Source organism: Pectobacterium carotovorum (genome assembly GCF_033898505.1).
Lineage (GTDB): Bacteria > Pseudomonadota > Gammaproteobacteria > Enterobacterales > Enterobacteriaceae > Pectobacterium > Pectobacterium carotovorum_J.
On record NZ_JAXAFK010000005.1, the window covers coordinates 166,382 to 193,350 of the forward strand.

The 26,969-nt window shown below is 54.5% G+C and carries 20 protein-coding genes; 13 read left to right on the forward strand and 7 right to left on the reverse strand.

The window, feature by feature from the left end:
- Nucleotides 1-90: 90 nt before the first annotated feature.
- Nucleotides 91-567: a transcription elongation factor GreB gene (greB, locus tag R9X49_RS19105; protein ID WP_319849927.1), complete on the forward strand. Its 477-nt coding sequence runs from the start codon at nucleotides 91-93 to the stop codon at nucleotides 565-567.
- A gap of 80 nt (nucleotides 568-647) precedes the next feature.
- Here greB and R9X49_RS19110 read toward each other — a convergent pair whose 3' ends face one another.
- Nucleotides 648-1,529, reverse strand: a complete 882-nt coding sequence (locus R9X49_RS19110; protein WP_319849928.1) for a CoA ester lyase — start codon at nucleotides 1,527-1,529, stop codon at nucleotides 648-650.
- Nucleotides 1,530-1,779: 250 nt separating this feature from the next.
- Here R9X49_RS19110 and R9X49_RS19115 point away from each other — a divergent pair, with 250 nt between their 5' ends.
- The 10 genes from R9X49_RS19115 to envZ all read left to right on the forward strand — a co-directional run bounded on the left by R9X49_RS19115 (nucleotide 1,780) and on the right by envZ (nucleotide 14,954).
- Nucleotides 1,780-3,681, forward strand: a complete 1,902-nt coding sequence (locus R9X49_RS19115) for an IucA/IucC family protein (protein ID WP_319849929.1) — start codon at nucleotides 1,780-1,782, stop codon at nucleotides 3,679-3,681.
- An 84-nt stretch (nucleotides 3,682-3,765) separates the two neighbouring features.
- Nucleotides 3,766-5,952, forward strand: coding sequence for a TonB-dependent siderophore receptor (locus tag R9X49_RS19120; RefSeq protein ID WP_319849930.1), 2,187 nt, complete (start codon nucleotides 3,766-3,768; stop codon nucleotides 5,950-5,952).
- A gap of 41 nt (nucleotides 5,953-5,993) precedes the next feature.
- The gene (locus R9X49_RS19125; protein WP_319849931.1) at nucleotides 5,994-7,397 is read left to right on the forward strand and encodes a Y4yA family PLP-dependent enzyme; all 1,404 of its coding nucleotides are present in this window, start codon (nucleotides 5,994-5,996) and stop codon (nucleotides 7,395-7,397) included.
- Nucleotides 7,398-7,410: 13 nt separating this feature from the next.
- The gene (locus R9X49_RS19130; RefSeq protein WP_319849933.1) at nucleotides 7,411-8,427 is read left to right on the forward strand and encodes a cysteine synthase family protein; all 1,017 of its coding nucleotides are present in this window, start codon (nucleotides 7,411-7,413) and stop codon (nucleotides 8,425-8,427) included.
- A gap of 10 nt (nucleotides 8,428-8,437) precedes the next feature.
- Nucleotides 8,438-9,595 (forward strand): NAD/NADP-dependent octopine/nopaline dehydrogenase family protein, encoded by a 1,158-nt coding sequence (locus tag R9X49_RS19135; protein WP_319849934.1) that lies wholly within the window; start codon nucleotides 8,438-8,440, stop codon nucleotides 9,593-9,595.
- A 69-nt stretch (nucleotides 9,596-9,664) separates the two neighbouring features.
- A complete protein-coding gene (locus R9X49_RS19140) occupies nucleotides 9,665-10,915 on the forward strand; it encodes an MFS transporter (RefSeq protein WP_319849935.1) in 1,251 nt (416 codons plus the stop codon).
- Nucleotides 10,908-12,068 carry an ABC transporter substrate-binding protein gene (locus tag R9X49_RS19145; RefSeq protein WP_319849936.1) on the forward strand — a complete coding sequence of 387 codons (1,161 nt, stop codon included), beginning with the start codon at nucleotides 10,908-10,910 and terminating at the stop codon, nucleotides 12,066-12,068. Before R9X49_RS19140 ends, R9X49_RS19145 begins: the two co-directional genes overlap by 8 nt.
- A gap of 68 nt (nucleotides 12,069-12,136) precedes the next feature.
- A complete protein-coding gene (locus R9X49_RS19150) occupies nucleotides 12,137-12,547 on the forward strand; it encodes a ParB N-terminal domain-containing protein (protein ID WP_319849938.1) in 411 nt (136 codons plus the stop codon).
- Between the two features lie 332 nt (nucleotides 12,548-12,879).
- The gene (ompR, locus tag R9X49_RS19155) at nucleotides 12,880-13,599 is read left to right on the forward strand and encodes a two-component system response regulator OmpR (RefSeq protein WP_005969424.1); all 720 of its coding nucleotides are present in this window, start codon (nucleotides 12,880-12,882) and stop codon (nucleotides 13,597-13,599) included.
- Complete coding sequence (gene envZ / locus R9X49_RS19160; RefSeq protein WP_225086034.1) at nucleotides 13,596-14,954, forward strand: two-component system sensor histidine kinase EnvZ; 1,359 nt, start codon at nucleotides 13,596-13,598, stop codon at nucleotides 14,952-14,954. Before ompR ends, envZ begins: the two co-directional genes overlap by 4 nt.
- Nucleotides 14,955-15,374: 420 nt before the next feature.
- On the opposite strand, the gene pckA is transcribed toward envZ, so the two are convergent.
- The 5 genes from pckA to R9X49_RS19185 all read right to left on the reverse strand — a co-directional run bounded on the left by pckA (nucleotide 15,375) and on the right by R9X49_RS19185 (nucleotide 21,629).
- Nucleotides 15,375-16,994 (reverse strand): phosphoenolpyruvate carboxykinase (ATP), encoded by a 1,620-nt coding sequence (pckA, locus tag R9X49_RS19165; RefSeq protein ID WP_319849939.1) that lies wholly within the window; start codon nucleotides 16,992-16,994, stop codon nucleotides 15,375-15,377.
- Between the two features lie 197 nt (nucleotides 16,995-17,191).
- Nucleotides 17,192-18,061 (reverse strand): Hsp33 family molecular chaperone HslO, encoded by an 870-nt coding sequence (gene hslO, locus R9X49_RS19170; protein ID WP_319849940.1) that lies wholly within the window; start codon nucleotides 18,059-18,061, stop codon nucleotides 17,192-17,194.
- Nucleotides 18,062-18,149: 88 nt separating this feature from the next.
- Nucleotides 18,150-18,560, reverse strand: a complete 411-nt coding sequence (gene hslR, locus R9X49_RS19175; RefSeq protein ID WP_319849941.1) for a ribosome-associated heat shock protein Hsp15 — start codon at nucleotides 18,558-18,560, stop codon at nucleotides 18,150-18,152.
- 116 nt (nucleotides 18,561-18,676) lie between these two features.
- Nucleotides 18,677-19,363 carry a GMP/IMP nucleotidase gene (gene yrfG, locus R9X49_RS19180; protein WP_319849942.1) on the reverse strand — a complete coding sequence of 229 codons (687 nt, stop codon included), beginning with the start codon at nucleotides 19,361-19,363 and terminating at the stop codon, nucleotides 18,677-18,679.
- A 118-nt stretch (nucleotides 19,364-19,481) separates the two neighbouring features.
- Nucleotides 19,482-21,629, reverse strand: a complete 2,148-nt coding sequence (locus R9X49_RS19185) for an intracellular growth attenuator family protein (RefSeq protein ID WP_319849943.1) — start codon at nucleotides 21,627-21,629, stop codon at nucleotides 19,482-19,484.
- 436 nt (nucleotides 21,630-22,065) lie between these two features.
- Between R9X49_RS19185 and nudE the strand changes: the two genes are divergently transcribed.
- Both nudE and R9X49_RS19195 read left to right on the forward strand, forming a co-directional pair.
- The gene (gene nudE / locus R9X49_RS19190; RefSeq protein ID WP_319849944.1) at nucleotides 22,066-22,623 is read left to right on the forward strand and encodes an ADP compounds hydrolase NudE; all 558 of its coding nucleotides are present in this window, start codon (nucleotides 22,066-22,068) and stop codon (nucleotides 22,621-22,623) included.
- Nucleotides 22,624-22,854: 231 nt separating this feature from the next.
- Entirely contained in the window at nucleotides 22,855-24,279 is a 1,425-nt protein-coding gene (locus R9X49_RS19195) for a DUF1593 domain-containing protein (protein ID WP_319849945.1), read from the forward strand.
- A 118-nt stretch (nucleotides 24,280-24,397) separates the two neighbouring features.
- On the opposite strand, the gene mrcA is transcribed toward R9X49_RS19195, so the two are convergent.
- Nucleotides 24,398-26,953 carry a peptidoglycan glycosyltransferase/peptidoglycan DD-transpeptidase MrcA gene (gene mrcA / locus R9X49_RS19200; protein ID WP_319849946.1) on the reverse strand — a complete coding sequence of 852 codons (2,556 nt, stop codon included), beginning with the start codon at nucleotides 26,951-26,953 and terminating at the stop codon, nucleotides 24,398-24,400.
- Nucleotides 26,954-26,969 lie beyond the last annotated feature (16 nt).

The window sequence follows — 26,969 nt, forward strand, 5'->3', positions numbered from 1 at the left end:
CTGTAAATCTGTGTAATGAACGCGTGATTTTTTCGGGCGAGGGATATCGAAGCATGTTGTACGCACTAAGAGCCTAACGGGGTTAATGACTTGAAAACCAACCTGATTACCCGCGAGGGGTATGACAAACTGCGGGCAGAGCATGATCATCTCTGGAATGTAAAACGCCCGGAAATTACGAAAATTGTCTCTTGGGCAGCTAGCCTGGGGGATCGTTCAGAAAATGCAGACTACACCTATAACAAGCGTTTATTGCGCCAGATCGACAGGCGTGTTCGTTACCTGAGAAAATGCCTGACGGAATTGAAAATCGTTGATTATTCGCCGCAGCAGGATGGCAGCGTATTTTTTGGCGCCTGGGTCGAGATCGAAAATGAGCAGGGTGATGTGAAGCGTTTTCGGATTGTCGGCCCGGACGAGATCTACGGCGACAATAAAGACTATATTTCGATCGATTCCCCGATGGCGCGCGCTATGCTGAAAAAAGCGGTTGATGAGGAATTCACCGTGAATACGCCAGACGGCCCGCGTGAGTGGTTCGTCAATTCCATTGATTACGTTAAGTAATAAGCCGCCCGGTAGCGACACATCGATGAAATGCATGTGGCACACCGGGCAAGTGCACGTTAGCCCTAATGGGAAGGTTCTTAGTCATCTATATTTTTCGTCCGCAGCAGCTGTCTGGCCTGCTCAATAACGGGTAAATCCACCATCTCGCCGTTTATCTGGAAAGCGTAGCTGTGTTCGGCCGCTTTCAGAACCTGCTTTGCCCAGTCTATTTTGCTGCGATCCGTTGCGAATGCCTGCTGAACGGCATCGATCTGTGAAGGGTGAATACAGAGTTTGGCCGAGAAGCCGAGCGAGCGCGCATGTAATGCGTCGGCTAACACCCGGTCATGATGTGTGAAGTCAGGGTTGACGCAATCTATTGGCGGGGGCAAATCGGCCAGTCTCGAAGCCACGACAATACGGCTTCTGGCATACAGCAAGGCATGCAGAGATTGATCGCAATGAATATCAAGTGAGAAATCCAGTGAACCAAATGCGACTCTTTCTACTCCTGCCGCACAAATTTCTTCTGCATTATGCAACCCGCGTGCGGTTTCAATAATCGCAATAATATTCACGTTTCCCAATCTATTACGATTTATCATTTCCCGTGCTTCATTCAGCATTTCTGCTGATTCTATTTTAGGTAAAACAATTTCCCATGTGACTATTTTATGTTTGGATAGTACGTTATTTCTTAATTTCTCTTTATTGTTGAGTTTATTCAGAAACTCGATGTCTTCACTGAATTCCATTGAACCAAACTTGTTTAAACGTATATATCTTTTGCAATTTATTTCAGAGACGGGAGTATCGTTTTTATCCCACTGGATAATATTTTCTCTGGCTTGGTTTTTCTCATCAGGATGAACAGCATCTTCTAAATCAAATATCACGGCATCGGCCCCGCAACTGACGGCATGTTGAAAGCGGTGGGGCGCATTACCAGGCACAAAGAGATAGGTTTTAGCGTGTTCCATGCTGCTCTCCTTTTGTTAATTAATTGATTAAAAGACATTTTATTAAAATGTAACTAATTAGTTGCGAATAAGAATGATACCTATTTACATTGACATTGGTGATATGCTAGCTTTCCGTTCATTATTTTTCAATCCATCTATCACGACATTTTTATTAAGTTTCGGGATGTGTTAACCCGAGCTTTAATGACACCCTTTTATACGTTACTGCAATCAATTTTTACTTGTTTTATCGGTATGAGGAGTGGTTATGAATATCAAGGCTGACGACGTTAAACACAGGGATATACATCGGAATGCAGATGATTTTCTCTCTGATTATTCAAATAAAAATGCGTTAAGGCGATTGATTCGCTGCTTTTTCGCAGAAGGGATTTTGAATAAAAATGACCTGAATTTTATTGAGGGTAATTCCAGGGGTGCAACGCTGACTTTGCGGGGTAGTAAAGGTGTATTGAAATTTGATGATATTTCCCCAGCACCGGCAAACACATATATTAATAATGGAAATATTTATCTCATTAATTCAGATGGCACCTCTTTTCCCGTCACCAGTCACGAACGGCTGATTGATTTACTTCGCGATAATTTCGATTTTCTCCCTGAAGAGAGCGGCATCAGCGGCCTGAAAAAAGATGTGGGTAACAGTATTCGTAATGATACCAATGCCCGGCGCTATCGCTGCCGATGGCGTGCTGAGGTGGCTGATGCCATGCAGCGGGACGGGCAGAACCATTTCACACAGTGGCTGCGTCGGCAGTTAAGCATTCGCGATGCTGCCATGCTTCTCGATCAGTGGGGTTCGCTGGAAGGGCATCCCTACTATCCGACCTGGAAATCCCGCCCTGGACTGAGTGACGAAGACGTCCAAAAGCTATCACCCGAATTCAATGCCCGCGTACCGCTGCGTATTACCGCGCTGCGCCGCGATATGGCATATGTCGAATGTATGCCGCACGTCGATGATTTTCATCAGTGGTTTGCTCAGGCGTTCCCCGCGCTCTGGCAGGACTGGAAGCAGCGCCTGAATCAACAGGGATTGGATGAGACGCAGTGGCTCCCGCTGCCCATCCACAGCTGGCATCTGGAAAACTGGGTGAAATCTCACTATGCGGATGAGATCGCCGAAGGGATTCTACTGACCGATGGTCCCGATCTCATCACGCTGCCGGGTATGTCGTTCCGTACCGTTTTGCCCGTTGAACCGCCTGCGTCCCCCTTCATCAAACTGCCTGTCGCCATCTGGATGACCAGCGAAATGCGCAGCCTACAGGCGAAATCCATCCACATGGGGCCACGTATCAGCACCATTATCGAAGCGATTCTGGCGCAGGAAGGTGGGTTCGAGCAGCGGCTGGAGTTTTTCCGCGAAGAGGCGGCGTTCCACTACAAGCACGCGGTTCATCAGGATGATGCGCCGGGCAAACACCTCTCCGTCGTGTTCCGCGATGCACATGCCTATGAACGCTCGGATGGCGCGCTACCCGTGACCGTCGCCACGCTGTTTACGGCGTTGCCTCATCGCGACCAGCCGCTGTTCACCGAGTTGGTCACGCTGTCCGGGCTTGGCCCCGAAGCGTGGTTCCGCCAATACGTGCGTGCCGTGACCCGGCCTGTCATCGCTATCTATTTGCTGTACGGCATCGGGCTGGAAGCGCACCAGCAGAACAGCCAGATCCTCTTTTCATCTGAAGGCGTCGCGCAGGGATTATTAATCCGCGATTTCGGCGACGGGCGTACCTACGCGCCGCTGCTGCGTCAGGGCGGCTATCACCTGCAACCTTACGTTTGGCCCGGCATTCTGCCCACGGTGTTTGAAGGCGATATCGAGCCAGTGAGGATGTTTGTCGTCGATGCCTGTTTTGTCAGCCACCTGCATGAACTGGCGCTGGCGCTCAGTGCGGAATATGGCTTTGCCGATGCCCGGCTGTGGCAGGTGATGAAAGAGGAAACGGCTGCGGCGTTTGACGCAGTGAAGTCGCGCGTTGACGGCGAACTGTGGCAGACCGAACGCGACATGTTTTTGACCCAGCCCTGGTACACGCGCTCGCTGCTGCGCATGCACATCCAGGAATACCGCGACTACCGGATTCAGCACGGTCTGAGCAATCCCTTCCTCACGGCAGGGGAAGAAACCCGCATCGGATCGTGATGTATGGCGATGCTCCCGCCTCACCGGCTGAAAACACGGGAGCATCTTTTTTCACTCCTCATTTTGAGATGGATAACTTAGTTGATGAACGCCAGGAAGAACTTCACTCCACCTACCGGGAAAACGCGTTTTCCTATTCCCTCCGCGTTGGCCATCGCCGTAACGGCTGTGCTAAGCGGCATCGCGATACCCGCGCAGGCTGAAACGGGCGAGCGCGATGATTCCACTATCGTGGTTGAAGCCAAAAATGCGGAAGCCGTACAGGGGCTGGTGGCGGGCGGCATGTCGGCGCGATCGTCCAGTACCGGGCTGTTGGGCAAAAAGGACGTGATGGATACGCCGTTTAACGTCAGCAACGTGACCTCATCGTTTATTGAAAACAAACAGGCGCAAACGCTGGGGCAGGTGGTGGCTCATGACGCCTCGGTGCGGGTGAGCAGTTCTCAGGGCGGTCTGTTGGATTCTTATTACATCCGCGGTTTTCCACTCAATGAAGGAAACCTGAGCGACATCGCCATGAACGGCGTCTACGGTGTTGCGCCCAACTATCAGCTGATGACCGACTACATCGAGCGAGTGGAAGTGCTGAAAGGACCGTCGGCGCTGCTGTATGGGCTGTCGCCGAACAGCAGCGTGGGTGGCGTGATTAATGCCGTCACCAAACGCCCGACCACCGTCGGCAATCTGACCCGACTGACCACCAGTTGGCAGTCTGATTCTCAACTCACGCAGCATGCGGATATTTCCCGCGTCTATGCGCTGGAGAACAACAACCTGCTCGGCATTCGTTTTAATGGTAACTATGGCTATGGCGATACGGTGTGGGACGGCAGCGACAAGCGCACGCAGGTCGGCGCGCTGGGGCTGGATTTCTCGTCAGAACGTTTCCGCGCCACGCTGGATCTCATCACTCAGCACCTGAAAACCCGGGCACCGTCGCGTCCTTATTCGTTTGCGGCCGGTGTGACCGTGCCCGACGCGCCGGATGGCAACACCAACATCTCCCAGCCGTGGGGATTCTGGCATTCCAAAGACCAGTCGGTACTGCTGCATACCGAATACGATCTGGCGGATAACGTCACCTGGTTTACCGATCTCGGCGGTTCCAGCGCACACGTGAGCCGACTGTCGGAGCAGGTGCCGCAGGTGATTAATAACAACGGCGACATTCGTTCCGGCGTGGGGAATTATCGCTTTACCACCAGTCGTTACAATTTCGCGACCGGCGTTCGCGCAGATGTGGAAACCGGATCGGTCACTCATAAGCTGTCGGCCCAGACCAGCTACTATCGCGATCGTCAGGCCAGCGCCAGCAGAGCGGGAACGGCAATTGATTCAAATATTTATAACCCTGTCTCTGCGCCAGCACAGGATATCGCCGCGCCGTCGAGTATCTACAAACGTTCGTCCACCGCGCTATCCGGCATCGCGCTGGCGGATACGCTTGGCTTCTGGAACGATGCGCTGCAAGTGACGGGTGGGCTACGGTATCAGCAGATCAACTCGGATAACTTCGCAGCGCCAGATGGCGGAGCGCGCTCTTCTTATGACAAGAGCGCAATCACCCCGATGCTCGGGGTGATTGTTAAACCCTGGCAGCACATCTCGCTCTATGCCAACTACATTGAGGGGCTGAGTAAAGGGGACGTGGCCCCCACGACGGCGAGCAATGCGGGGCAGGTACTGTCGCCGTATAAGAGCAAGCAGTACGAAGCTGGGGTGAAAGTGGATGCGCTGGGGACGATTTCCACGCTGAGTGTCTTCCAGATTACCAAGCCGAGCGGCGCGCTGGTTAACGGCACATTTGTTGATGCCAACGAGCAGCGCAATCGGGGTATCGAGCTGGATGTGGTTGGTTCACCGCTAGAAGATCTGCGTCTGACCGGTGGCGTGATGCTGCTGGATGCCGAGCTAACCAAAAGCGTGACGCCGGGGGCGCAGGGCAAGCGCGCGCCGGGCACATCGCGTTTTCAGGCTAACGCTGGCGTGGAATATGACCTGCCGTTCCTGCGCGATCTGACGCTCAATGCCAACGTCACCCATAACGGGAAGCAGAACGTCAACACCATCAATACCCAATCTATTCCTTCCTGGACCACCGTTGATTTCGGCGCGCGCTACAAGACGCGAATCTACAACGCGCCCACCACGTTCCGTGCGGATGTACTCAACGCCTTTGACCGCAATTACTGGTCTGGCGTGACATCGTTCAGCACGGTATCGCAAGGAACGCCGCGGACGCTGATGCTGTCCGTTGCGGTTGATTTCTAAGGATAGGCATTTTTCAGGAACCGAACGTTAAGGAGATAGCGATGAGCAACCTGTTTAGCTTTGCCGCAGTGTCTTCCCCCTCTGTCGCACAGGCCCACTGGCCTGAGAGACTGACGCCTTATCTGGATAGTGAGATTGAGCAGTTTCTTTTCAACTCGCCGCAAAGGCTGTCATGGCTGGTTGAGCAGTATGGGTCGCCGCTGAATATTGTCTGGCCGCACACAGTTGCCAACAATATCGCGGCATTGCGAACCGTGTTGCAGCGTCATGATGTGGACTGCCGTCTGTACTACGGTGCCAAGGTGAACAAATCACCGGGGCTGGTACAGGCGGCCGTTAACGCGGGCGTCGGCGTGGATGTTTCCAGCTTACAGGAACTGAAAGATGCACTGCGGGCAGGCTGTGACGGCATGCGGCTGTGCGCCACCGGTCCGGCGAAGACGCGCGAATTCCTGACGGAGCTGGTTTATCACCGCGCGCTTATCGTGCTGGATTCGCCGGAAGAGTTCGACGAGCTGCTCGCGCTGGCGGATTTGCTGCGCGTGACGGAGCCGGTGCGGGTTTTGCTGCGCTATCGCCCGTCGTTCGCTCAGGCCAGCCGGTTTGGCATGCTGGCTGATGAGATCGCTATTTGCCTGGAGACGTTGGGTGCCAGACTGAATGCGCTTCATCTGGAGGGCTTCCATTTCCATCTGAGCGGCTATGAGCCCGACACCCGCGTGGCCGCATTGGCTGAGGTGCTGCCGTTGCTGGAGCGAGCGCGCTCAAAGGGATTACAGCCCGCCATTATTGATATCGGCGGGGGATTGCCGATTCAATATCTTCCGGCTTCGCGCTATCAGGATTATTTGGCAAAGCAGAATGGGGCAGACTACCGCCACGGTCAGGTGCCGACCTCGTTTTATCCGTATGGTGGCGAGCGTTCGGCAACTGACTATCTTGAGGCATTTCTGTCAGCCTCAATCGGGGAGAAACGCGTGGCAGACGTACTCAAGCAGCACGGCCTGATTCTGGCGATAGAGCCGGGACGTAGTCTGGCTGACCAAAGTGCGATTACGGTGTTTCGCGTCACGCGCACGCGCCGCCAGCCGGATGGCAACCACGTCGTGTTTGTGGAAGGGAGTAGTTTCAGCGCGTGTGAAACCTGGTTTAACTCTGAGTTTTTGATTGATCCTCTGCATGTTTTTTCCGTCAAAAAAGACACACGTCCGGTGCCGGGCAAGGCCTGGATCGCCGGACACAGCTGTCTGGACGACGATGTCATTACGAACCGATTGATTCATTTTCGAACCGTGCCGCAGCCAGGTGATTTACTGATTTACGCGAATACGGCGGGATACCAGATGGACCTGCTGGAGAACGCGTTTCATCGACATCCGCTGCCTGCGCGCTTGTGTGCGTTCAAAGGTAAGAAAGGTGAGCTGATTTTTTCCAGTGATAACTGAATGGAGCAGAACCATGATCCTGAATAAAGTAACTGATTTGATTGGTAATACCCCCGTTATACAAATTCCGGTTCCCTATGGGGATACGCGTTTGTTTTTAAAAGTGGAGAAGAACAATCCCGGCGGCAGCATGAAGGATCGCATGGCGCGCAACATGATTGTCGCCGGGCTGAAGTCAGGCAAAATCCGCCCCGGCGGCACCATCGTTGAGTCGTCATCGGGTAATACCGGTATCGGGCTGGCGCTGGCGTCGATCGAATACGGCCTGCGCTTTATCGCTGTGGTCGATCACCACGCTGCACAGGACAAAATTGCCATCATGCGCGCGCTCGGCGCGGAAATTCGCTACGTCTCCGGCGACTACGGTGAAGATGAGGTGGCGGTGGTGGAGCGTCAGCGCATGGCGGCACAGCTGGCGCAGGAAATACCCGGCGCGGTGTTTATGAACCAGTCGGATAACGCGGCGAATGCGGGCGGCTATGCCGATTTTGTCCGCGAGCTGTTCAGCCAGATTGGCAAGATCGACGCGTTTGTCGGCTGCGTGGGCACCGGCGGATCGATGACCGGCATTTCACACGGCCTGAAAGTCCATAACCCGGATATTACGACCATTGCCGTTGAACCGGTGGGCTCTATCGTCTTCGGCCACCCCGGCAAACCTTACTATCAGTCCGGCACTGGTACGCCCGCGGGAGATACCGTAGGGCTGGTACTGGATTACAGCTGCATCGACTGCGGCGAGCAGGTCTCGGATACACAGGCATTTGAAACGGCACGCTATGTCGCACGCCATTACGGCCTGCTGGTCGGCGGCTCAACGGGGGGGGTGATCTATAAGGCGCTGGAGCTGATCTATCAGGATCGCATCGGCGGCAACGTCGTGCTGGCGATCGCCGACGGCGGTGAAAAATACCTGCACACGGTGTTTAACGAAGAGTGGCTGGCGGCGCGTAATCTGACAGATAGCGGCGTGTGGCACGATCTGGATCGCTGGCTGGGCAACGCGATTTCTCTGGAGCAGGCAAGCTAAGGAGTCAAGGATGACCGAAGCGCTAAGCGGGCAGCCGCTTAACGTGGTGATTTGCGGGGCCGGTAAGACCGGCCATCTCACCACGGTACTGTTTAAGCAACTGCCGGACGTCAAGGTGACGCTGTTGGGCAGCCATCCCCGCCTGCCGGAAGCCTACCAGCAGCACGGTAAACGGCTACACGCATTGCTGCCGGATGGCAAGACGCTGACGGCCACGCCGGACTGCGTCACCTGCGATCCGGCGGAAGCCTGCCGCGATGCGGACGTCGTTATCATCACCGTTCCCGCCAACTTCCGCGCCGATCTTCTGGCGCGGATTGTTCCCCATCTGCCTGCCGACAAGCCGGTGTACGTTGGTGCCATTCCCGGTTTTTGCGGCTTTGACTGGCTGGCTGAACGTGAATTGGCCGCTCGGCCAAACGCGGTGATTTGGGGAATGAAGGACGTTGCGCATATTGCGTTTGATTTGCTGCCAGGTCAGTCGATCAAAATGGGCGGCGAAAAATCCACGCTGTATGTTGCCACGCATCGGCGTGAAACGGCTGCGAGCCAGCAGGTGCTGATGGCGCTGTTGCAGCGGCTTTATTCCGCGCCAGTGGTGCTATTGCCGGATTATCTGGAAATCACGCTGACGCCGGGTAACCCGATTATGCACAGTGCGGTGATTTATGGCCTGATCGGCCCCTACGGTCAGTGGCACGCCCGACCGCTCCCGCAGCCGCTATGCTGGTGGAATGATTGCCCGGAACTCGGTGCCTATTATCTGGAACGCATGGATGAAGAGAACCAGCAACTGTGCGCGGCGCTGGAGACGCGACTCGGCGTGCGGCTGGACTCGGTGCTGCCGCTTAAGCAGGAGATTATCGATGCCTATGGCGAGCAGATTGCCGATGCGCACACGATGCTCTCTGTGCTGCGCACCAATCAGGCTTACCACGGTATCGGCCTGCCGCTACGACAGCATGACGCTGGTGGGTACGTGTTTGATACGCTGCATCGGGTGTTTCAGGAGGATATCGCCTACGGCCTGAGCCTGCTGGTGACCATCGCAGAAAATCTGGCGGTCAGCGTGCCGTACATTGAGGAAGTCTACCGGTGGTGCAGCGATTACATGGGCACATCCACGCAGGATCGTCCCGACTATTTCCCGCCGCACTGGTTGGCATGAAGGGGGGGAAATGACGATCGTGGCTGAAATGAGGCAGGGTGACGCCGTGGAATCAGGAGGATCCGAACCATGCGCTTGAGCGGGCAGGTGGCGTTCATCATCCACTTCATGTTTGTCGTACAGCTGGTCGCGATGGGCGCGATGGAGATGAGCGGGCCGTTTTGGCCGCTGCATCTGGAAAGTATGTCGTCCGGCGCGGAACTGAGTATCGCGGGGATTGCCGTGTACGTCGGGCCGATGCTGGGCATCATGCTGACCAGCGCCTTCTGGGGACGGATGGGCGATCGGCTGGGCAACAAAGCCATGATGATCCGCGCGCTGTTTGGGCTGGCGTTGACCCAGCTCGGACTGGCGTGGGCCAATGATATCTGGACGATAGTCGCCCTGCGTTTTATTCAGGGTGCCTGTGCGGGCTATATCGCCCCCGCGCAGGCCTATGGCGTCGCGGTGGTCAGCCCGTTACAGCGTACGCGGCTGTTCGCCTGGCTTCAGGTGTCCACCAACGTGGGATCGCTGCTGGGAGCGATTGTCGGCGGGCTGATCCTCGATTACCTGAATTTCTTTTGGATCAACCTGAGCGCGGCGATCCTCTGCGCGCTGTGCGGCATTACCGTGGCGTTGTTCCTGCCGCATGTCTCCCCCGAGGTTCCCGTTGCTCCGCCAGCGGATGCACAGGCGAAAACAATTCCCCGCAGGCGGCTCTGGGCACTGTCGCCGATTTCCGGTCTGCTGCTGATTTCCGGCCTGCTGCTGACCAGCCGCATGATTCCACAAACGCCGTTTTCTCTCTATATGGACGGCGTCTTTCAGGTGGATAAGTGGGTTATCGGGCTGTGTTATGGCTTACAGGCGACCGGTGTGATTGTCTCTGCGTCGCTGTGGGCGCGCTATTTTGAAAACCTCTCGCTGTCGCAGACGCTGAGCCGCCTGTGTGTGGTCATGCTGGCCTGCGCCATTGTGACGTTGGCGGCCGCCACGATCCTGAATATTGCGATTTTCATTCCGCTTTATTTCCTGTGGGGCGTGCTGCTGGGGGCGACGACGCCGGTTCTGATGGCGCTGATTTCCCGTGCGGCTGGCGCCGGGCAGCAGGGTTACATACTCGGTGTGGCACAAAGCGTCAGCCAGTTTGCCTCGATTCTGGGCATTTCTTTGGGCGGATTGGTGCTCTATTCCCCCGGACTACGTTCGCTGTTCTTCTGCGTTGGGGCCGCGTATCTGGTGACCTTCCTGGTCTCGCTGATGCTGCTACGACGCCTGCGGATACAGGCGGAAAAACATGACTCTCTCTCGACGAAGGGAAATATCGAAAATGTGTAATCGTTGGACGCGGCAACATTGCCGTCGGTTATTGCTGGGTGTGCTGTTGATGGTCGGCCTGTCGCCGCTGGTGGGGCAGGCTGAGCAAACCGCACAAACCTCCACTGTCATCAAGGACGTGCTGGGGCGTGAGGTGAGAGTCAACACGCCAGTGCAGCGCGTTATGTTGGGCGAGGGGCGTCAGCTTTATCTGGTCGCGATGCTCGATCGGGAAGATCCGGCGAAAAGGATTGTCGCCTGGAAGCGCGATCTGATTCAGTCGGATCCGGCAACGTGGCACCAGTATCGCGATCGTTTTCCTCAACTGGCGAAAATCCCAACGTTTGACGGCACGGAAAAGGGCACGTTCGACGTGGAGCAGGCGGTGTCGCTGAAGCCGGACGTCATCATTATGAACATTGAGGCGCAGCGGTCGGTTGTCGATGCGGGCTATGACCGGATACTGGATAGCGTCGGTATTCCGATTGTGTATGTCGATTTTCGCTATCACCCGTTGGAAAACACCGCGCCGACCATGCGCCTGTTCGGCAAGCTGTTTAATCAGGAAGCGCGCGCCGAAGCCTTTCTCGCGTTTCGCGAGGCGCAGCTAAAACGCGTTTCTGACGTGCTGGCGGCCAAAAAACCGCGTTCACCACGCGTGTTCATTGAGCGGCTGGGGGGCTACACCGATGAATGCTGCCTGACGTTCGGCCCGGATAACTTTGGTAAGTTCGTGCAATTGGCCGGTGGCGAGAATGTTGCGGCAAAAAATGCGCCGAGCACGTTTATGCAGATGCACCCTGAACAGGTGATTGTGGAAAACCCGGAAGTGGTGGTGATTACCAGCGGCAACTTTGAAGCCTTCGTGCCGGGCGGACGCTGGATTGGGCTGGGGCCAGGGCAGGATATGACGGAAGGGCGCAAGCGGCTCGAATGGTTTCTGGGGCGGCCGGCGTATACCAACACCGTTGCGAAGCAGAAACGCGCGTTCCATGCCATCTGGCATCAGTTTTATAACGGCCCCTATGATTTCATTGCGATCCAGCAACTGGCTGAGTGGTTCCACCCTGACTTATTCCGCGATCTCAGCGCGGATGAGACCTTCCGCCAGCTTCATCAGCAGTTTTTACCAGTTGATTATCAGCCGGGCTATTTCGTCAGTCTTGCGCAGTAAGTCAATAAGAGGCCGGCTCCGGTACATAAACCGGAGCTACACGAGACCGTTACGTCAGGAGGTGGATAATGTTTGAAGGTATGAGCTACCACATTGCCCTTACGCCCGTGCAGTTCCTGCTTCCCTCTGAAAATGTTGATATGTCGAACGTGGAGTGTTTGATGGAGGATATTTGCCGCTGTGGCTGCTGGACGACACCGGTACCCATCGAGAAAGAGACCGGGATTATTATGGACGGTAACCACCGGCTACGTGCGGCCACCGAACTGGGGTTAAAGCACATTCCTTGCGCACTGCTCGATTACGAAGATCCCCGCGTGTCGGTTTACCATTGGAAGACCGGACAGCCTTTTTGCAAGAATCTGATTATGCAGACGATTGTGGCAGAGAAGAGCCTGTTTCCCTACAAGACCACGCGCCATCTTTTCCAGCCCGCGCTGCCGTCGGTGAGTGTTGTGCTGGATAAACTCATGCGTTAATCACTTTACGCTGTCGCTCTGTATCCGGGCGACGGCGTTCTCCCGCCTCTCTTTTCTCCTGCTTTTGCCACTCCCGCGCCTTTTTATTAGCGGCAGCATTACTATAATCATTTGTAAATGACAGCTTTCGTAAACGACAATCTTTGTGAACGACAACCACCGTAAATCGCCGATTATTTTATGACTGATGGCAAAGGAAATGATTGATTACACGAATTTTAATATGCTTTGTAACAATTTTGCCTAGAATGTATACCAGAAACGACTGTCAGTAATTCGTGTGTTTCTGAACAATAGCAGCGTCGGCGCTATTACGCCTTTGGAGAAAGAGAATGCAAGAAAACTATAAAATTCTGGTTGTAGATGACGACATGCGGTTGCGTGCGCTATTGGAGCGTTATCTGACTGAGCAGGGTTTTCAGGTACGTAGCGTAGCCAATGCTGAACAGATGGACCGTTTACTGACCCGTGAATCCTTTCACCTCATGGTGCTGGACCTGATGCTGCCGGGCGAAGATGGTCTGTCCATCTGCCGTCGCTTGCGTAGCCAAAGCAACCCGATGCCGATCATTATGGTGACGGCGAAAGGGGAAGAAGTGGATCGTATCGTCGGGCTGGAAATCGGCGCGGACGATTATATTCCTAAACCTTTCAACCCGCGTGAACTGCTGGCTCGCATCCGTGCGGTGCTGCGTCGCCAGGCGAATGAACTGCCGGGCGCGCCGTCGCAGGAAGAAGCCATTATCGCGTTTGGTAAATTTAAGCTGAATCTGGGCACGCGCGAAATGTTCCGTGATGATGAACCTATGCCGTTGACCAGCGGTGAGTTTGCCGTGCTGAAGGCGCTGGTGAGCCACCCGCGTGAACCGCTGTCCCGCGATAAGCTGATGAACCTGGCCCGTGGTCGTGAATACAGCGCGATGGAGCGTTCCATCGACGTACAAATTTCTCGTCTGCGCCGCATGGTGGAAGAGGATCCGGCGCACCCGCGCTATATCCAGACCGTGTGGGGTCTTGGCTACGTGTTTGTCCCGGACGGCAGTAAGGCATGATGCAATGGCGCTTTTCTCCGCGCAGCTCATTTGCACGGACGTTGCTACTGATTGTCACATTGTTGTTTGTCAGTTTGGTCACCACCTATCTGGTGGTGCTCAATTTCGCTATTCTGCCGAGTTTGCAGCAGTTCAATAAGGTGCTGGCATACGAAGTAAGAATGCTGATGACGGACAGTCTGCAACTGGAAGATGGCTCCACGCTTGAGGTGCCGCCTGCGTTCCGGCGTGAGATTTACCGCGAATTGGGTATATCGCTATACACCAATGCGGCGGCGGAGGAAAGCGGCCTGCGGTGGGCTCAGCACTACAAGTTTCTGAGTGACCAGATGGCGCAACAGCTGGGCGGCCCGACGGATGTGCGGGTTGAGGTCAGCAAGAACACGCCGGTGGTGTGGCTGAAAACCTGGCTGTCACCGGATATCTGGGTGCGCGTTCCCCTCACTGAAATCCATCAAGGCGATTTCTCGCCGCTCTTCCGCTATACGCTGGCGATCATGCTGCTGGTGATTGGCGGCGCCTGGCTCTTTATCCGGGTGCAGAACCGACCCTTGGTTGAGCTGGAGCATGCGGCGTTGCAGGTCGGTAAGGGCATTATTCCGCCGCCGCTGCGGGAGTATGGCGCTTCCGAGGTGCGTTCCGTGACTCGCGCCTTTAACCAGATGGCCTCCGGCGTGAAGCTGCTGGCCGATGACCGCACGCTGTTAATGGCAGGCGTGAGCCATGACCTGCGTACGCCGCTGACGCGAATTCGTCTGGCGACCGAAATGATGGGCAAGGAAGATGACTATCTGGCGGAGTCGATCAATAAGGACATTGAAGAGTGTAATGCGATTATTGAGCAGTTCCTTGACTATCTGCGTACCGGCCAGGAAATGCAGACGGAAGTGGCCGATCTGAACGCCATCATGGGTGAAGTGGTGGCATCGGAGAGCGGTTATGAACGCCAGATCGACAGCGAGTTTGCTACCGGTGAGCTGTTGGTGTGCATCAGTTCGCTGTCGATAAAACGTGCGGCGCTGAATCTGGTGGTGAATGCGGCGCGTTACGGTAACGGCTGGATAAAAGTCAGTACCGGACGTGAGCTACAGCGCGTCTGGTTTCAGGTCGAGGATGATGGAGAAGGCATTGCGCCCGATCAGTTGAAGCATCTGTTCCAGCCGTTTGTTCGCGGCGACAGCGCGCGAACCACCAGCGGTACTGGGCTGGGGCTGGCGATTGTGCAGCGTATTATTGATGCGCACAATGGCGTGCTGGATGTCGGCACCAGCGAACGCGGTGGGCTCTGTGTCCGCGCGTATTTGCCGCTGCTCGCAGAGGCATATGCGCCTGAAATCAGTACAGTGAAAGAATGACCCATCCGGTTTCCTCTGTCTCTTAGCCACAGTTTTTATGCTGACGAGAAGAGGGTTTCGTGCGCGATAATGCCGTTATTTTCATGCTACCCGTGTAGCACGCGCCCGACACGGGACGGCTCACACGCCGCTCGCCCCGTGACCCCAGGCTTTCGGCGGAAATTATGCCGCTGCCGCGGTGCCTTCGTCGTATCAGGCTCAACGGACCGCTTGCGACACGTTCCAGACGTGGCGCAAGCTTTCGCCGCGTCCTGCGGCTCATCCTAAGCCTGCTAGCTCCTCAGCATAATTTTTTACGCCGGAAAGGAAAAAACCGAGGTAAATTCCTGTATTTATGTATAAGAGATAGTTCGCTGGGTGAGTCGTTAACGTATAGATGGAATGAATGTCCCCTCCCCTGCTCAGAGGAGGGGAATGCGTTTACCGCTTCGGTCCTGCTTTCACCAGCGCTGCGCCTGCTGGTGCATCGGTGTATTTATCGAAGTTGGTGATAAAGCGCTGTGCCAGATCGTCCGCTTTTTCCTGCCACTGTTCGACGCTCGCGTAGGTATCACGCGGGTCGAGAATGTCAGGGTTGACGCCGGGCAGCGAGGTTGGGATCGCCAAATCGAAGACCGGTAATGTCTGCATTTCTGCATTATCAATGCTGCCGTTCAGAATGGCGTCAATAATCCCGCGCGTATCTTTAATGGAGATACGTTTACCGCTGCCGTTCCAGCCAGTGTTCACCAGATAAGCCTGTGCACCGGCCGCCTTCATGCGTTTTACCAGCACTTCAGCGTACTGCGTTGGGTGCAGCATCAGGAATGCTGCGCCGAAGCAGGCGGAGAAGGTCGGTGTCGGTTCCGTCACGCCGCGTTCGGTTCCCGCCAGTTTGGCGGTAAAGCCGGACAGGAAATGATACTGCGTTTGATCGGACGTCAGGCGAGAAACAGGAGGCAACACGCCGAATGCGTCAGCCGTCAGGAAGATCACTTTCGTTGCATGGCCCGCTTTGGAGACCGGTTTAACGATATTCTGAATATGGTAGATAGGATAAGAGACGCGGGTGTTCTCGGTTTTCGAACCGTCGTTGAAGTCTACGGTACCGTCTGCCAGCACGGTGACGTTCTCCAGCAGGGCGTCGCGTTTGATCGCGCCGTAGATATCCGGCTCGGCTTCTTTGGATAGCTTGATGGTTTTGGCATAGCAGCCGCCTTCAAAATTGAAGACGCCGTCGTCGTCCCAGCCGTGTTCGTCATCGCCAATCAACTGGCGTTTGGGGTCGGTGGACAGCGTGGTTTTGCCTGTACCGGAAAGACCAAAGAAGACTGCCACATCGCCTTTTTCGCCGACGTTTGCCGAACAGTGCATGGAGGCGATGCCTTTCAGCGGCAGCAGATAGTTCATGATGGAGAACATACCTTTCTTCATTTCGCCGCCGTACCAGGTGCCGCCGATCAGCTGGATGCGCTCTGTCAGGTTGAACGCGACAAAGTTCTCGGAGTTCAGCCCCTGTTCCTGCCAGTTCGGGTTGGTGCATTTTGCGCCGTTCATTACGATGAAGTCTGGCTCAAAGCCTTCCAGTTCTTCATCGCTCGGGCGGATAAACATGTTTTTGACGAAATGCGCCTGCCAGGCCACTTCCGTTACGAAACGTACGCTGAGGCGACTGTCTGGATTCGCGCCGCAGAAGGCATCGATGATGAACAGGCGCTTGCCGGAAAGCTGCGTAGTGACGAGCTGCTTCAGGTGCGTCCAGGTTTCCTGACTCAACGGATGGTTATCGTTCTTACCTTTACCCTGATCGGACCACCACACGGTGTCGCGTGTAACGTCATCGCGCACGATGTATTTGTCTTTCGGGGAACGGCCGGTAAAGATGCCGGTATCGACGGCGACTGCACCCAGTTGGGTTTCGATGCCGCGTTCATAGCCTTGTAGGGTAGGAGAGCGTTCTTCTTCAAAAAGCAGTTCATAGCTGGGATTGTAGACAATATCGCGGACATCGTGGATTCCATAAGCCGTCAGGGCTTGCGGGGTAATACCGTTGATCTGCATGTTGCTACTCCTCAAGTTATAGTCGTACTACTAAACATTGTAGGGAGTGAGCTTATTTTAACCGCGATAGCAATCATAAAATTAAATAAATTCATTAATAACTTTGCTTATTTAGGGTGTTTGAAAAATAATCACGGCGGTTTATAGATGGGAAAATAAGCAAAATAAAACGGGTACTTTCGTACCCGTTAAAACGATTAATGCAACAGATTTCCTGATGAATCGTGCCGTATGGCGCGGATGTCCAGCGAATTAAACAAGTAGTGCGTGCCACAATAGTCACAGTGCATATCGATTTCACCGTCCTGCTCGATCATTTCATTGATCTCCTGATCGGACAGCGTCATTAATGCATCTGCGCAACGATCGCGCGAACAGTGGCAGCGGAATTCGACATCCTGCGGTTCGTACACGGTTACTTCTTCCTGATGATAAAGGCGGTACAGCACCTCGGTGGCAGGCAGGGTAAACAGCTCTTCGGCTTTGACCGTGGTGGTGAGCTGCGTCAGGTGATCAAAATCATTACGATCGGCATCCTGCGCAGGCAGTACCTGAAGCAGCATACCCGCGGCCGCCTGATTGCCCTCGTGCTGTCCGGTACGGATAAACAGCCGTGTCGGCAACTGCTCGGACTGCTGGAAATAGCTCTCCAGACATTCTGCAACGGTTTCACCTTCTAAACCGACAACGCCCTGATAACGCTCACCTTCCGTTGGCGTAATGGTAATGACCAGATAGCCATTGCCGACCATCTCTTTCAGCGAACTCCCCGGCGCGATATCCCCTTGCAGACGGGCAACACCGCGCATTTGCTGCTGATGGTTGCCGTTAATCACCGCCAGTTTCAGTGGGCCATCGCCCTGAAGCTGAACGGTAATATCGCCGCTGAATTTTAGCGTAGCCGTCAACAGGCTGGTGGCAACCAGCATTTCACCCAGCAGCGTTTGCACCGCAGGCGGATAGTCGTGGTTGGTCAAAATACGTTGATACGTCTCGTTAACGGTTACCAGCTCGCCACGAACGGCATAATTTTCAAACAGGTAACGGTGTAATTGGTCGTGAGCCATAATGTTTTCTCGTCGTAATAGTGCGGCGATCGCTGAGTCTTCTCTCTATTGTCATCAGTTTGATGACCAACAAATGAAGGGCGGAGCGTTATTCCTGATCGCTGTATTTAAATTTAATCAGATCGCGTCGCTCTTTTTTATCAGGGCGGCGATCGGGATGTGGCATCGTTAGCGCATTCATTTTCCGCGCCTGCGCCAGCTTTTCTCGTTTCTCAATACTTTCGGTCGTTTCCTGATACAACGCCTGCGCCTCTGTCGCGCTTCTGCGCTGGCCGCTGACGGCCAAAATGACCACGGTGCGTTCGTCATTGCCCTGACGCAGTTTAACCTCGGCATTCAGTTCGACCTGTTTGCTCGGCTTACCGCGTTGCCCGTTATAGTGCACTTTGCCGCCGTCGATCATTTCGCGGGCAATGGCCCGGGTTTTATAGAAACGGGCGGCCCAGAGCCATTTATCCAGACGAACGGCGTCGTCGGCCTGCTCGGTAGCTTTCACCATAAATCCCCTTGATTACCCTAATGCCGATCGTTTAAGGATCGAGATACTGGGGCGACCGCAGCGCGAGGCATCCCTACGGGAACCTCATCACCGTATTTCCCCCTCAGGCCACTGAATTACCCGGCGTTAACGGAGTGACGCAGAGCGGGTAGCAGCGCAAGATAGTCGTTCATTGACGGATGTTGCAGGAATGCCTTTTCCTGCTGGCCGGAATCTGGATTACGCACGCCCAGACAGTAATGGATACCGAACGTTTTCGCGGCATCCAGAATCGGTTCGCTGTCATCCACGAATAATGTTCTGGCAGGGTCGAAACCGGTTTGCTGCTGTACGGCCTGCCACAAGCGCTGATTCTCTTTCGGATATCCATAAGTATGGGTGGAAAGCAATAAATCAAGGTGCTGATCCAGCCCGGTGTGTTCGATTTTTACCGCCAGACTGTGTGGATGGGCGTTGGTCAGCAGAATGGTCTCTTTACCGCATTCGCGCAGCGCTGCTAAAAACGGCGTCGTGTCATCGCGCAGCCGGGCACGAGTGCCGATATCCGTCGTCATTTGATAGATATCCAGATCCAGACGTTCTGACCAGTAATCGAAACAGTACCAGTTTAGCGTGTGCTGAACGGCCTGATACTCTTGTTCGATCAGCTGGTGTGCCTTCTCAAGGCTGATATGGCGTTTTTCACTGAGCGACTGCGGCACCAGTTGAAGCCAGAAATAGCTGTCAAACGCCAGATCGAGCAGCGTGCCATCCATATCCAGTATCACGGTGTCGATGTCATGCCAGTTAACGTGGGGATTCATAACGACTCCAGATGTCGCGCCGTGCCATAGGGATGATGAAGCAGGAGACGCGCAGTGCAATAGTGACGGGAAACCGATTCCGCTAGGTTAGCATAACCGCAAAACGGGCACGATGCCGTTAGCGGGGGAGCAGGGGGCGATTGTCCGGGAACGCATTCGTCATCATGTTGAACCGAGAAGCGTAATAGCGCTGAATGTCGGCCACTCGTTTCTGGCTTTTACGCATTTTAATGCCGGTCAGAACCGCATTGACGATAAACGTTGCAGAAAACAGCAGTAGCAGCAGGCAACTGCCGAGGTAGCGCCAGACGGTAATGACGTCGGGTTCGCTGTGCAGGTTGATGTGCTGCGTCCCGTTGGCATCGGTGCTGAGCTGTGTGATCACGCCCGTGGCATTAAACGGCGTATGCAACAGCATTGCAGAAAGCCGCTGGAGTTCCTGCCACTGGTCCGACGGGCGGTACTCATTGAGCGGCATCGGAGGGAGCGGGTGGTTAACAAACTGTCGTCCTTCATCGCTGCGAATCAGAAATCCACCCGGCGGTGGGCTGTTCAGCGAGTCTGCTGCGTTATTGATTTCCTGATAGAAGAATTGATCGGTAGAACTGTTGACCAGGGATTCCAGCGTTTCTGCGCTGACGGCGGGCAGCACCACATTCATGCCTTTCAGCGTGCCGGAGTTGGCGTCTTTGACCAGCGTATTCCAGTTTTTGACGTCGCTCAGATTCACCAGCGCATTTTTCAGGCGGGAGCAATCGTTTTCCTGCCTACACAAATCTTGTGTTCTCAGAACCACATCAGCGAAGTTTTTCATCAAAATCAGCCCTGATTTCTGGATCGTGGACGCTAGCTGAGAATTAACCTGACCTTCTTTTTCCGCCTGCGGATGGAGTTGACTGTTGACGGATTTCAGCAAGGCAGAAGCTTTTTCAATCGTCTCGGATTCCGGTAAGGGCAACGGTGCGGCTTGATTCCAGTAAATGGCGGAGCAGTCGAACGGGCTGAACGCGTAGGACGACGGCGCGGAAACCGGATGAATGCCTGCGGGCACATAGCACATACCGCTGCCACGCACCGCCAGCGTGTCACCAATGCGGAGCTGGGCCTTTTCCAGATCGCTGACCTGCGTGACCTGAATGCGCTGCGCACCCTGAAGCCAGGCCAGGCTGAGCTTTAGCGGCAGTTCAAGCTGCACGTTAGTGACGAGTAAAATCAGGCTGAGCAGTGAACCAACGGCCAGCAGCAGATTTCGGCCCCAGCGCTGTAGCGGGAAATTTTTCACTTCATCGTGCAGTGAAAGGTGTTCCCCCTGACGGATTACCTGTCGGTTGAGATAGATATCGACATCCGTTTTTCTACCCAGATCCTGTGTGATGTAGGGTTGCCAGTGAGGCGGGTAAATCAGATCGATATTACCGAGCGAGATATTGCCGAGCGGCCCCTGATTGGATTCGCCAAACAGACCCAAGCCTTGCGGCGTGCCGTGAAGGCAGTGCACATCCTGCAGTTCCTGAGCGGACGGTGAGCGAAAGAGCTGCCACAGGCTCCAGCCTGCTAATAAGGATGCGGTGCCGATCAGCCAGGGGAGCAGGGCGATAGGGCTATTCAGGCTGATGAACAAGAGCAGAAAAGACAGGCAGAGCACCGCCGTTTCCTTCAAACCCCCTGAGTGATGCATGGCGTGTTCTTCACGTGTTTCCTTACGGATAGTGACTAACTCGGCATGCTCACTGCCTTCCTGACGGATGGAGGCATTCGGGACAGGTATTTCGCTCGGTAGCGGGGCCAGCGGCCGGTCGTCAAGGCACTCGGTCAGCGAGTGGCCGTTCAGGGAAATAACCAGCGGGATCGATCGTGTTTTTATCAGTTCGACGGTGTTGTTTTCAGTAATGAACTGTTCCCAACTGGGTGGAAGATGGATTTCTTGTGTATCAATGTAGTAGCGCCACTTATTCTGAGCATCGGTGCTCAGGCCATAGCGTGTAATCGTATGGGTGATGGGATAAACCCGATTACTTTGCAGGGAACGCGGCAGTTTTGGCTGCGCATTCGGGGTATCAAGCGGCGTAGTTTGCTGGCTGTTTTCCTGAGCCAGATAACGCTCCACGGCGATGCGTTCATCTTCAGTGAGCCGTCGGGGAAGCGATTGCGAAACGGGTAATGGCGGAGTGGATAAGAAACGACGGCGCAGTCGGTAGCCAATAACACCTCCGATCGCGATCAGACAGGCAAGCAATATCGCCAATAAGGTAAATATTGTGCTCATGTCATCTCCCTTCCAAAACGCGAGGCTCCTTGTTTTCGTCGGAGTTTAACAAAATTATACAATTGATGATAACCCGTATGGCATTGTTTTCTTAGATTAATAACGTAATTGTGAATGGAATTAATCGCATAAGGTGATGATAGTAACAAGCAAAAAATGCCACTTGAATGAGGATATTCCTATTTTTTTTAAGTTATTGACTTTTAGCGGCGGTTTCTCATACAGGATGTATCCTGCATGTTGCTCACACGTAAATTCATCGTCACGATAGTTGCAGCGAAGGCGACTGTTAACGCACAATGTGAGCAGAATCAAAAAAGAATATTTACGATCTTTTCTTATCCAACAGCATGCCATATGCGGATTGCATTAAGCGCAGTCTCTCATGCGTGTTGGGCTAAGATGCCGTTCTGGTCGTAACGCTCTGGGGGCATCAATGAGTCATAACCTGCAAAAACCTAAAATCCTCAAGGTAGAAACGGTAGCGCGTTCGCGCCTGTTTAATGTGGAATCCGTCGATCTTGAATTTAGCAACGGGGTACGCCGGGTTTATGAACGGATGCGTTCAAGCGGTCGACAGGCGGTGATGGTTGTCCCGGTCATTGATGATGAACTGGTGTTGATCCGTGAATACGCCGTTGGCATTGAGGAGTACGAATTAGGCTTCCCCAAAGGGCTTATCGATCCCGGTGAAACGGTCTTTGAAGCCGCTAATCGTGAGCTGATGGAAGAAATCGGCTTTGGGGCGGAACAGCTGGAGTTACTGGCGACATTAACCATGGCGCCTTCCTATTTTTCCAGCCAGATGAATATCGTGGTGGCGCGCGGGTTGTATCCACAAAGCCTGGAAGGGGACGAGCCGGAGCCCATGCCGCAAGTCCGTTGGCCAGTGGATAACATGATGTCGCTGCTGCAAGAGCCTGATTTCCGTGAAGCGCGTAATGTCAGTGCGCTGTTTTTGGCTCACGATTGGCTGCGTCGTACACCCCGCTAATTTTCTGTGACATAACGGAAAGCGCACGTCTTTTCCGGTGATATCGGTCACACATCCCTTTTTAGCTCGTTGTCGTGACAGGGGCGGACGTCTATAACGTCTGCACAGGGCGTGACTGATGAATGAAGGCGAACCTGCCGTGGATAGCAAAACCCGCTATTCACGGCGGGTTTTTTTGTTTTTCAGCCCTGATAAATGTGTAAAACAACACCGATGAAAGAGGGACAAAAGATGAACATACCGAAGGGGAGCATACGTGCGCCGTTGATGTTACTGGCGTTGGTGAGCACGCTGCTATGTCCTGTGCTGGGTCAGGCGGCAGAAACCGCGCCGGAGAAAACCCGAATACTTATTCTGACGGACATTGGTAATGAACCTGATGACTCGCAGTCTTTGGTTCGCTTCCTGCTCTACAGTAACGAATTCGATGTCGAAGGGATTGTGGCGACCACTTCAACCTGGCTGAGAGATAAGGTCAATCCAGAGATGATTATGCAGCGTCTTGATGCTTACGAGCAGGTGTTGCCTAACCTGCGTCAGCATGCGTCCGGCTATCCGTCTGCGGAGGCATTGCGTCAGGTCGTCAGGTCTGGCCGTGCCGGATTTGGCATGGACGTCGTGGGTGATAATAAAGCGACAGAAGCCTCCAGATTGATTGTTCAGGCGGTGGACAAACAGGACGCCCGCCCGCTGTGGATTACAGTATGGGGCGGAGCGGTAGATTTAGCGCAGGCTCTCCATGACGTACGCGCTACTCGCACGCCAGAGCAGGTGGCGACGTTTGTCAGTAAGATTCGCGTGTACGCGATCTCCGATCAAGATAATACCGGTGCCTGGATTCGCGCTAACTTCCCGACGTTGCGCTACATCACCAGTATCCATGCCTGGAATGATTATTTCCTTTCTACCTGGATTGGCATGTCCTCATCGTTTGCCGAGGGTAGCGACATGAGCCAGGTGAATAACGAATGGCTGAGCAAACACATCCGTAACAAAGGCCCGCTCGGTGCGGTCTATCCTGCGATTGAATATACGATGGAAGGGGACACACCCTCATTCCTCTATCTGATTCAAAACGGGCTTGGCGATCCAGAACATACGGAATACGGCAGTTGGGGAGGACGCTACGCGGCCATCGTACCGGGCGACACCAGCGGGCTACGCGTCAGCACCTCCGATCAGGTCATGAGTCATAACGGCAAAATGTATCGTACCGCATCGGCCACGATCTGGCGCTGGCGTGACGCATTCCAGAATGATTTTGCTGCCCGCATGGACTGGACGCTGACGAAGGAAAGTAAAAAGGCTAACCATAACCCTGACCTTGTGCTGAATGGTCAGTCCGGGCGTTCTATTGTGACTGTGAGTGTTAAGGCGGGAGAAACCGTGACGCTGTCCGCCGACGGTTCTCACGATCGCGATGGCGACAAAGTGAATTATACCTGGTGGCAATATAAGGAGCCCACGGCTACCGCGATAGGCGTACATTTTGCGCCAGAGGTGAAGCTGGCCAACGCATCAGGGATGCAAACGCAGTTTGTTGCACCGGACGTTAAAACGCCGACGCCTTTCCATATCATTTTGCAGGCGAAAGATGAGGGAACACCGAATCTGTTCTCCTATCGTCGGGCGATTGTCACCGTGATGCCGAAGTGATGTGGTTTGGAAGGTGAGGAATTGAACGCCGATAGCCCGGCCTACAAGGTATTGTGCTGAGTGTGCAATAAAAATGGCCTTCCGTCAGGAAGGCCATCAATGAACATGATGCCGGATATCAGAACAGCTCTTCGCTTTGTCCGTTATCCATCAGCGTGGTGCCGACTTCGTGTACTTCATATTCTTTCGGCTGCGTTCCATCAATAAAGTATTCGGAACGGCTGTTCCCGCCACCGTTAGACAGTTTGCCGCTGCTGCGGTCAATGACCACGCTGACGACGCCGGGTGGTGGTGTCAGCGGCTGTTCCGGTACGCCATCCAGCGCGGATTTCATAAAGTCATCCCACGCGGGCTGTGCTGATTTCGCCCCGCCTTCATAGCCGGAGATCTGATCTTTGATGACGCCAGATGCGCTGCTGGCACCCAGATCGCGGCGGTGATCGTCGAAGCCGATCCAGACCGAGGTAACCAGATTCGGACCATAGCCGGAGAACCAGGCGTCTTTGGAACTGTTCGTTGTACCGGTTTTACCGCCGATATCACGACGCTTCAAATCACGACCTGCACGCCAGCCCGTCCCCATCCAGCCTGGTTCGCCAAAGACGTTACTGTTCAGCGCATCTTTAATCAGGAACGCCAGCGGCGTGTTGATCACGTGCGGGGCGTAAGGCTGCGCGGCGCTTTGCTGTGCGGCTTCTGGTGTGACAGGCTCCAGTTCCGGCTGCGGCAGACCTTGCGGCGGTGCTTCGTTTGATGTGGCGACGTCTTCAACGTTAGTGGTCGCTAACACTGGAGAACGTGGTGTTTCACCGTAGACCAGCGGTAAGTTGCAGGTATCGCAGACCACTTTCGGCGTCGCCGTAAAGACTGTACCGCCCGCTTCGCTCTCTATTCTGGAAATCAGATAGGGATCGACCAGATAGCCGCCGTTTGCCATTACGGCATAACCTCGCACGACCTGGAGCGGAGTAAAGGAGGCGGCACCCAGCGCCAGCGATTCGGTATGGACGATATTCTGCGCCGGGAAACCGAAGCGTTGCAGGTAATCCGCCGCATAGTCCACGCCCATCGCGCGCATGGCACGTACCATCACTACGTTTTTGGACTGACCCAGCCCCTGACGCAGACGGATCGGGCCATCATAGGTTGCCGGTGAGTTTTTCGGCCGCCAGTCAGATCCGGCGCCAGCATCCCAGCGGGTGATTGGCACGTCGTTCAGAATCGTTGCCAGCGTTAAACCCTTGTCCATCGCTGCGGTGTACAGGAACGGTTTGATGTTGGAACCAATCTGACGCAGCGCCTGTGTCGCACGGTTGAATTTACTTTGGTTAAAGTCAAAACCGCCGACCAGCGCTTCTATCGCACCATTTTTCGGGTTGAGTGAGACGATGGCGGAGTTGACGTCCGGCACCTGTGCCAGCCACCAGTCATCATTCACTTTGCGTACCCAGATCTGTTGGCCCGCCTGCACCACGTCCGTTACGCGTTTTGGTGTTGGCCCTTGTTGCGTATCGGAACGGTATGGGCGCGCCCAGCGCATGCCTGCCATTGGCAGGGCAATATTGCTGCCGTCAGACAGGATCGCAATGGCGTTGTCTGCTGTCGTACTGGTGACGATAGCTGGAGAGAGCGGACCGTAGACCGGCAACGCTTTCAGCGCGGCAATCATTTTCGCCTGATCCCAAACGCCTTCGCCCACTTTCCACAGCACTTTGCTCGGGCCGCGATAACCGTGGCGCATGTCATAGGCCATCACGTTATTACGCAGGGCATCCTGCGCGGCAGTTTGCAATTTTTTGGTGACCGTCGTGTAGACCTTATAACCGTCGTTATACGCATCTTCACCGTAGCGTTTCACCATTTCCTGCCGCGCCATTTCCGCGACATACGGTGCGGAGAACGAAATCTCTGGGGCGTGATAATTCGCCACCAGCGTTTCGCTACGCGCCGCATTGTATTGCGCCTGCGTGATGTAGTTTTCATCCTTCATGCGCGCAAGCACCACGTTGCGGCGGGCAACGGCACGGTCATAGGAATAGAGCGGGTTGAACGTTGACGGTGCTTTCGGCAAGCCGGCGATCATCGCCATTTCGCTCAGCGTCAACTGGTCAACAGGGCGGCCAAAGTACACCTGTGCCGCCGCGCCAACGCCATACGCGCGATAGCCGAGGTAAATCTTGTTCAGATAGAGCTCAAGGATTTCATCCTTGGTCAGCAACTGCTCAATGCGGATAGCCAGAAACACTTCCTTGATCTTACGAATCAGGGTGCGTTCTGGGCTCAGGAAGAAGTTCCTGGCGAGCTGCTGCGTAATGGTACTCGCCCCTTGAGAGGCGTGACCCGACGTCAACGCGATAGACGCGGCACGGATAATCCCAACGGGATCGACACCATGGTGATCGTAGAAGCGGCTGTCTTCGGTCGCGATAAAGGCGTGTACCAACTCAGGGGGAATCTGGTCCAGCTTGAGCGGGATACGGCGTTTTTCACCAAACTGGGCGATCAGTTCGCCATCGGCGCTGTAGACCTGCATCGGCGTTTGCAACCGAACGTCTTTCAGCGTGGCGACATCGGGCAGTTGGGGTTCGATATAGCGGTACAAACCGTATATCGAGGCAGCTCCCAGCAGAATGCAAGAGACTGCAAGGATGAATAGATACTTTACGAACTTCACCTGGGATTTTCCATTC

What these genes read in the sequence shown, in the direction of transcription:
- R9X49_RS19110 (WP_319849928.1), bottom strand. Translation starts at nt 1,529, where the DNA reads ATGGAACACGCTAAAACCTATCTCTTTGTGCCTGGTAATGCGCCCCAC.
- R9X49_RS19115 (WP_319849929.1), top strand. Translation starts at nt 1,780, where the DNA reads ATGAATATCAAGGCTGACGACGTTAAACACAGGGATATACATCGGAAT.
- R9X49_RS19120 (WP_319849930.1), top strand. Translation starts at nt 3,766, where the DNA reads ATGAACGCCAGGAAGAACTTCACTCCACCTACCGGGAAAACGCGTTTT.
- R9X49_RS19125 (WP_319849931.1), top strand. Translation starts at nt 5,994, where the DNA reads ATGAGCAACCTGTTTAGCTTTGCCGCAGTGTCTTCCCCCTCTGTCGCA.
- R9X49_RS19130 (WP_319849933.1), top strand. Translation starts at nt 7,411, where the DNA reads ATGATCCTGAATAAAGTAACTGATTTGATTGGTAATACCCCCGTTATA.
- R9X49_RS19135 (WP_319849934.1), top strand. Translation starts at nt 8,438, where the DNA reads ATGACCGAAGCGCTAAGCGGGCAGCCGCTTAACGTGGTGATTTGCGGG.
- R9X49_RS19140 (WP_319849935.1), top strand. Translation starts at nt 9,665, where the DNA reads ATGCGCTTGAGCGGGCAGGTGGCGTTCATCATCCACTTCATGTTTGTC.
- R9X49_RS19145 (WP_319849936.1), top strand. Translation starts at nt 10,908, where the DNA reads ATGTGTAATCGTTGGACGCGGCAACATTGCCGTCGGTTATTGCTGGGT.
- R9X49_RS19150 (WP_319849938.1), top strand. Translation starts at nt 12,137, where the DNA reads ATGTTTGAAGGTATGAGCTACCACATTGCCCTTACGCCCGTGCAGTTC.
- ompR (WP_005969424.1), top strand. Translation starts at nt 12,880, where the DNA reads ATGCAAGAAAACTATAAAATTCTGGTTGTAGATGACGACATGCGGTTG.
- envZ (WP_225086034.1), top strand. Translation starts at nt 13,596, where the DNA reads ATGATGCAATGGCGCTTTTCTCCGCGCAGCTCATTTGCACGGACGTTG.
- pckA (WP_319849939.1), bottom strand. Translation starts at nt 16,994, where the DNA reads ATGCAGATCAACGGTATTACCCCGCAAGCCCTGACGGCTTATGGAATC.
- hslO (WP_319849940.1), bottom strand. Translation starts at nt 18,061, where the DNA reads ATGGCTCACGACCAATTACACCGTTACCTGTTTGAAAATTATGCCGTT.
- hslR (WP_319849941.1), bottom strand. Translation starts at nt 18,560, where the DNA reads ATGGTGAAAGCTACCGAGCAGGCCGACGACGCCGTTCGTCTGGATAAA.
- yrfG (WP_319849942.1), bottom strand. Translation starts at nt 19,363, where the DNA reads ATGAATCCCCACGTTAACTGGCATGACATCGACACCGTGATACTGGAT.
- R9X49_RS19185 (WP_319849943.1), bottom strand. Translation starts at nt 21,629, where the DNA reads ATGAGCACAATATTTACCTTATTGGCGATATTGCTTGCCTGTCTGATC.
- nudE (WP_319849944.1), top strand. Translation starts at nt 22,066, where the DNA reads ATGAGTCATAACCTGCAAAAACCTAAAATCCTCAAGGTAGAAACGGTA.
- R9X49_RS19195 (WP_319849945.1), top strand. Translation starts at nt 22,855, where the DNA reads ATGAACATACCGAAGGGGAGCATACGTGCGCCGTTGATGTTACTGGCG.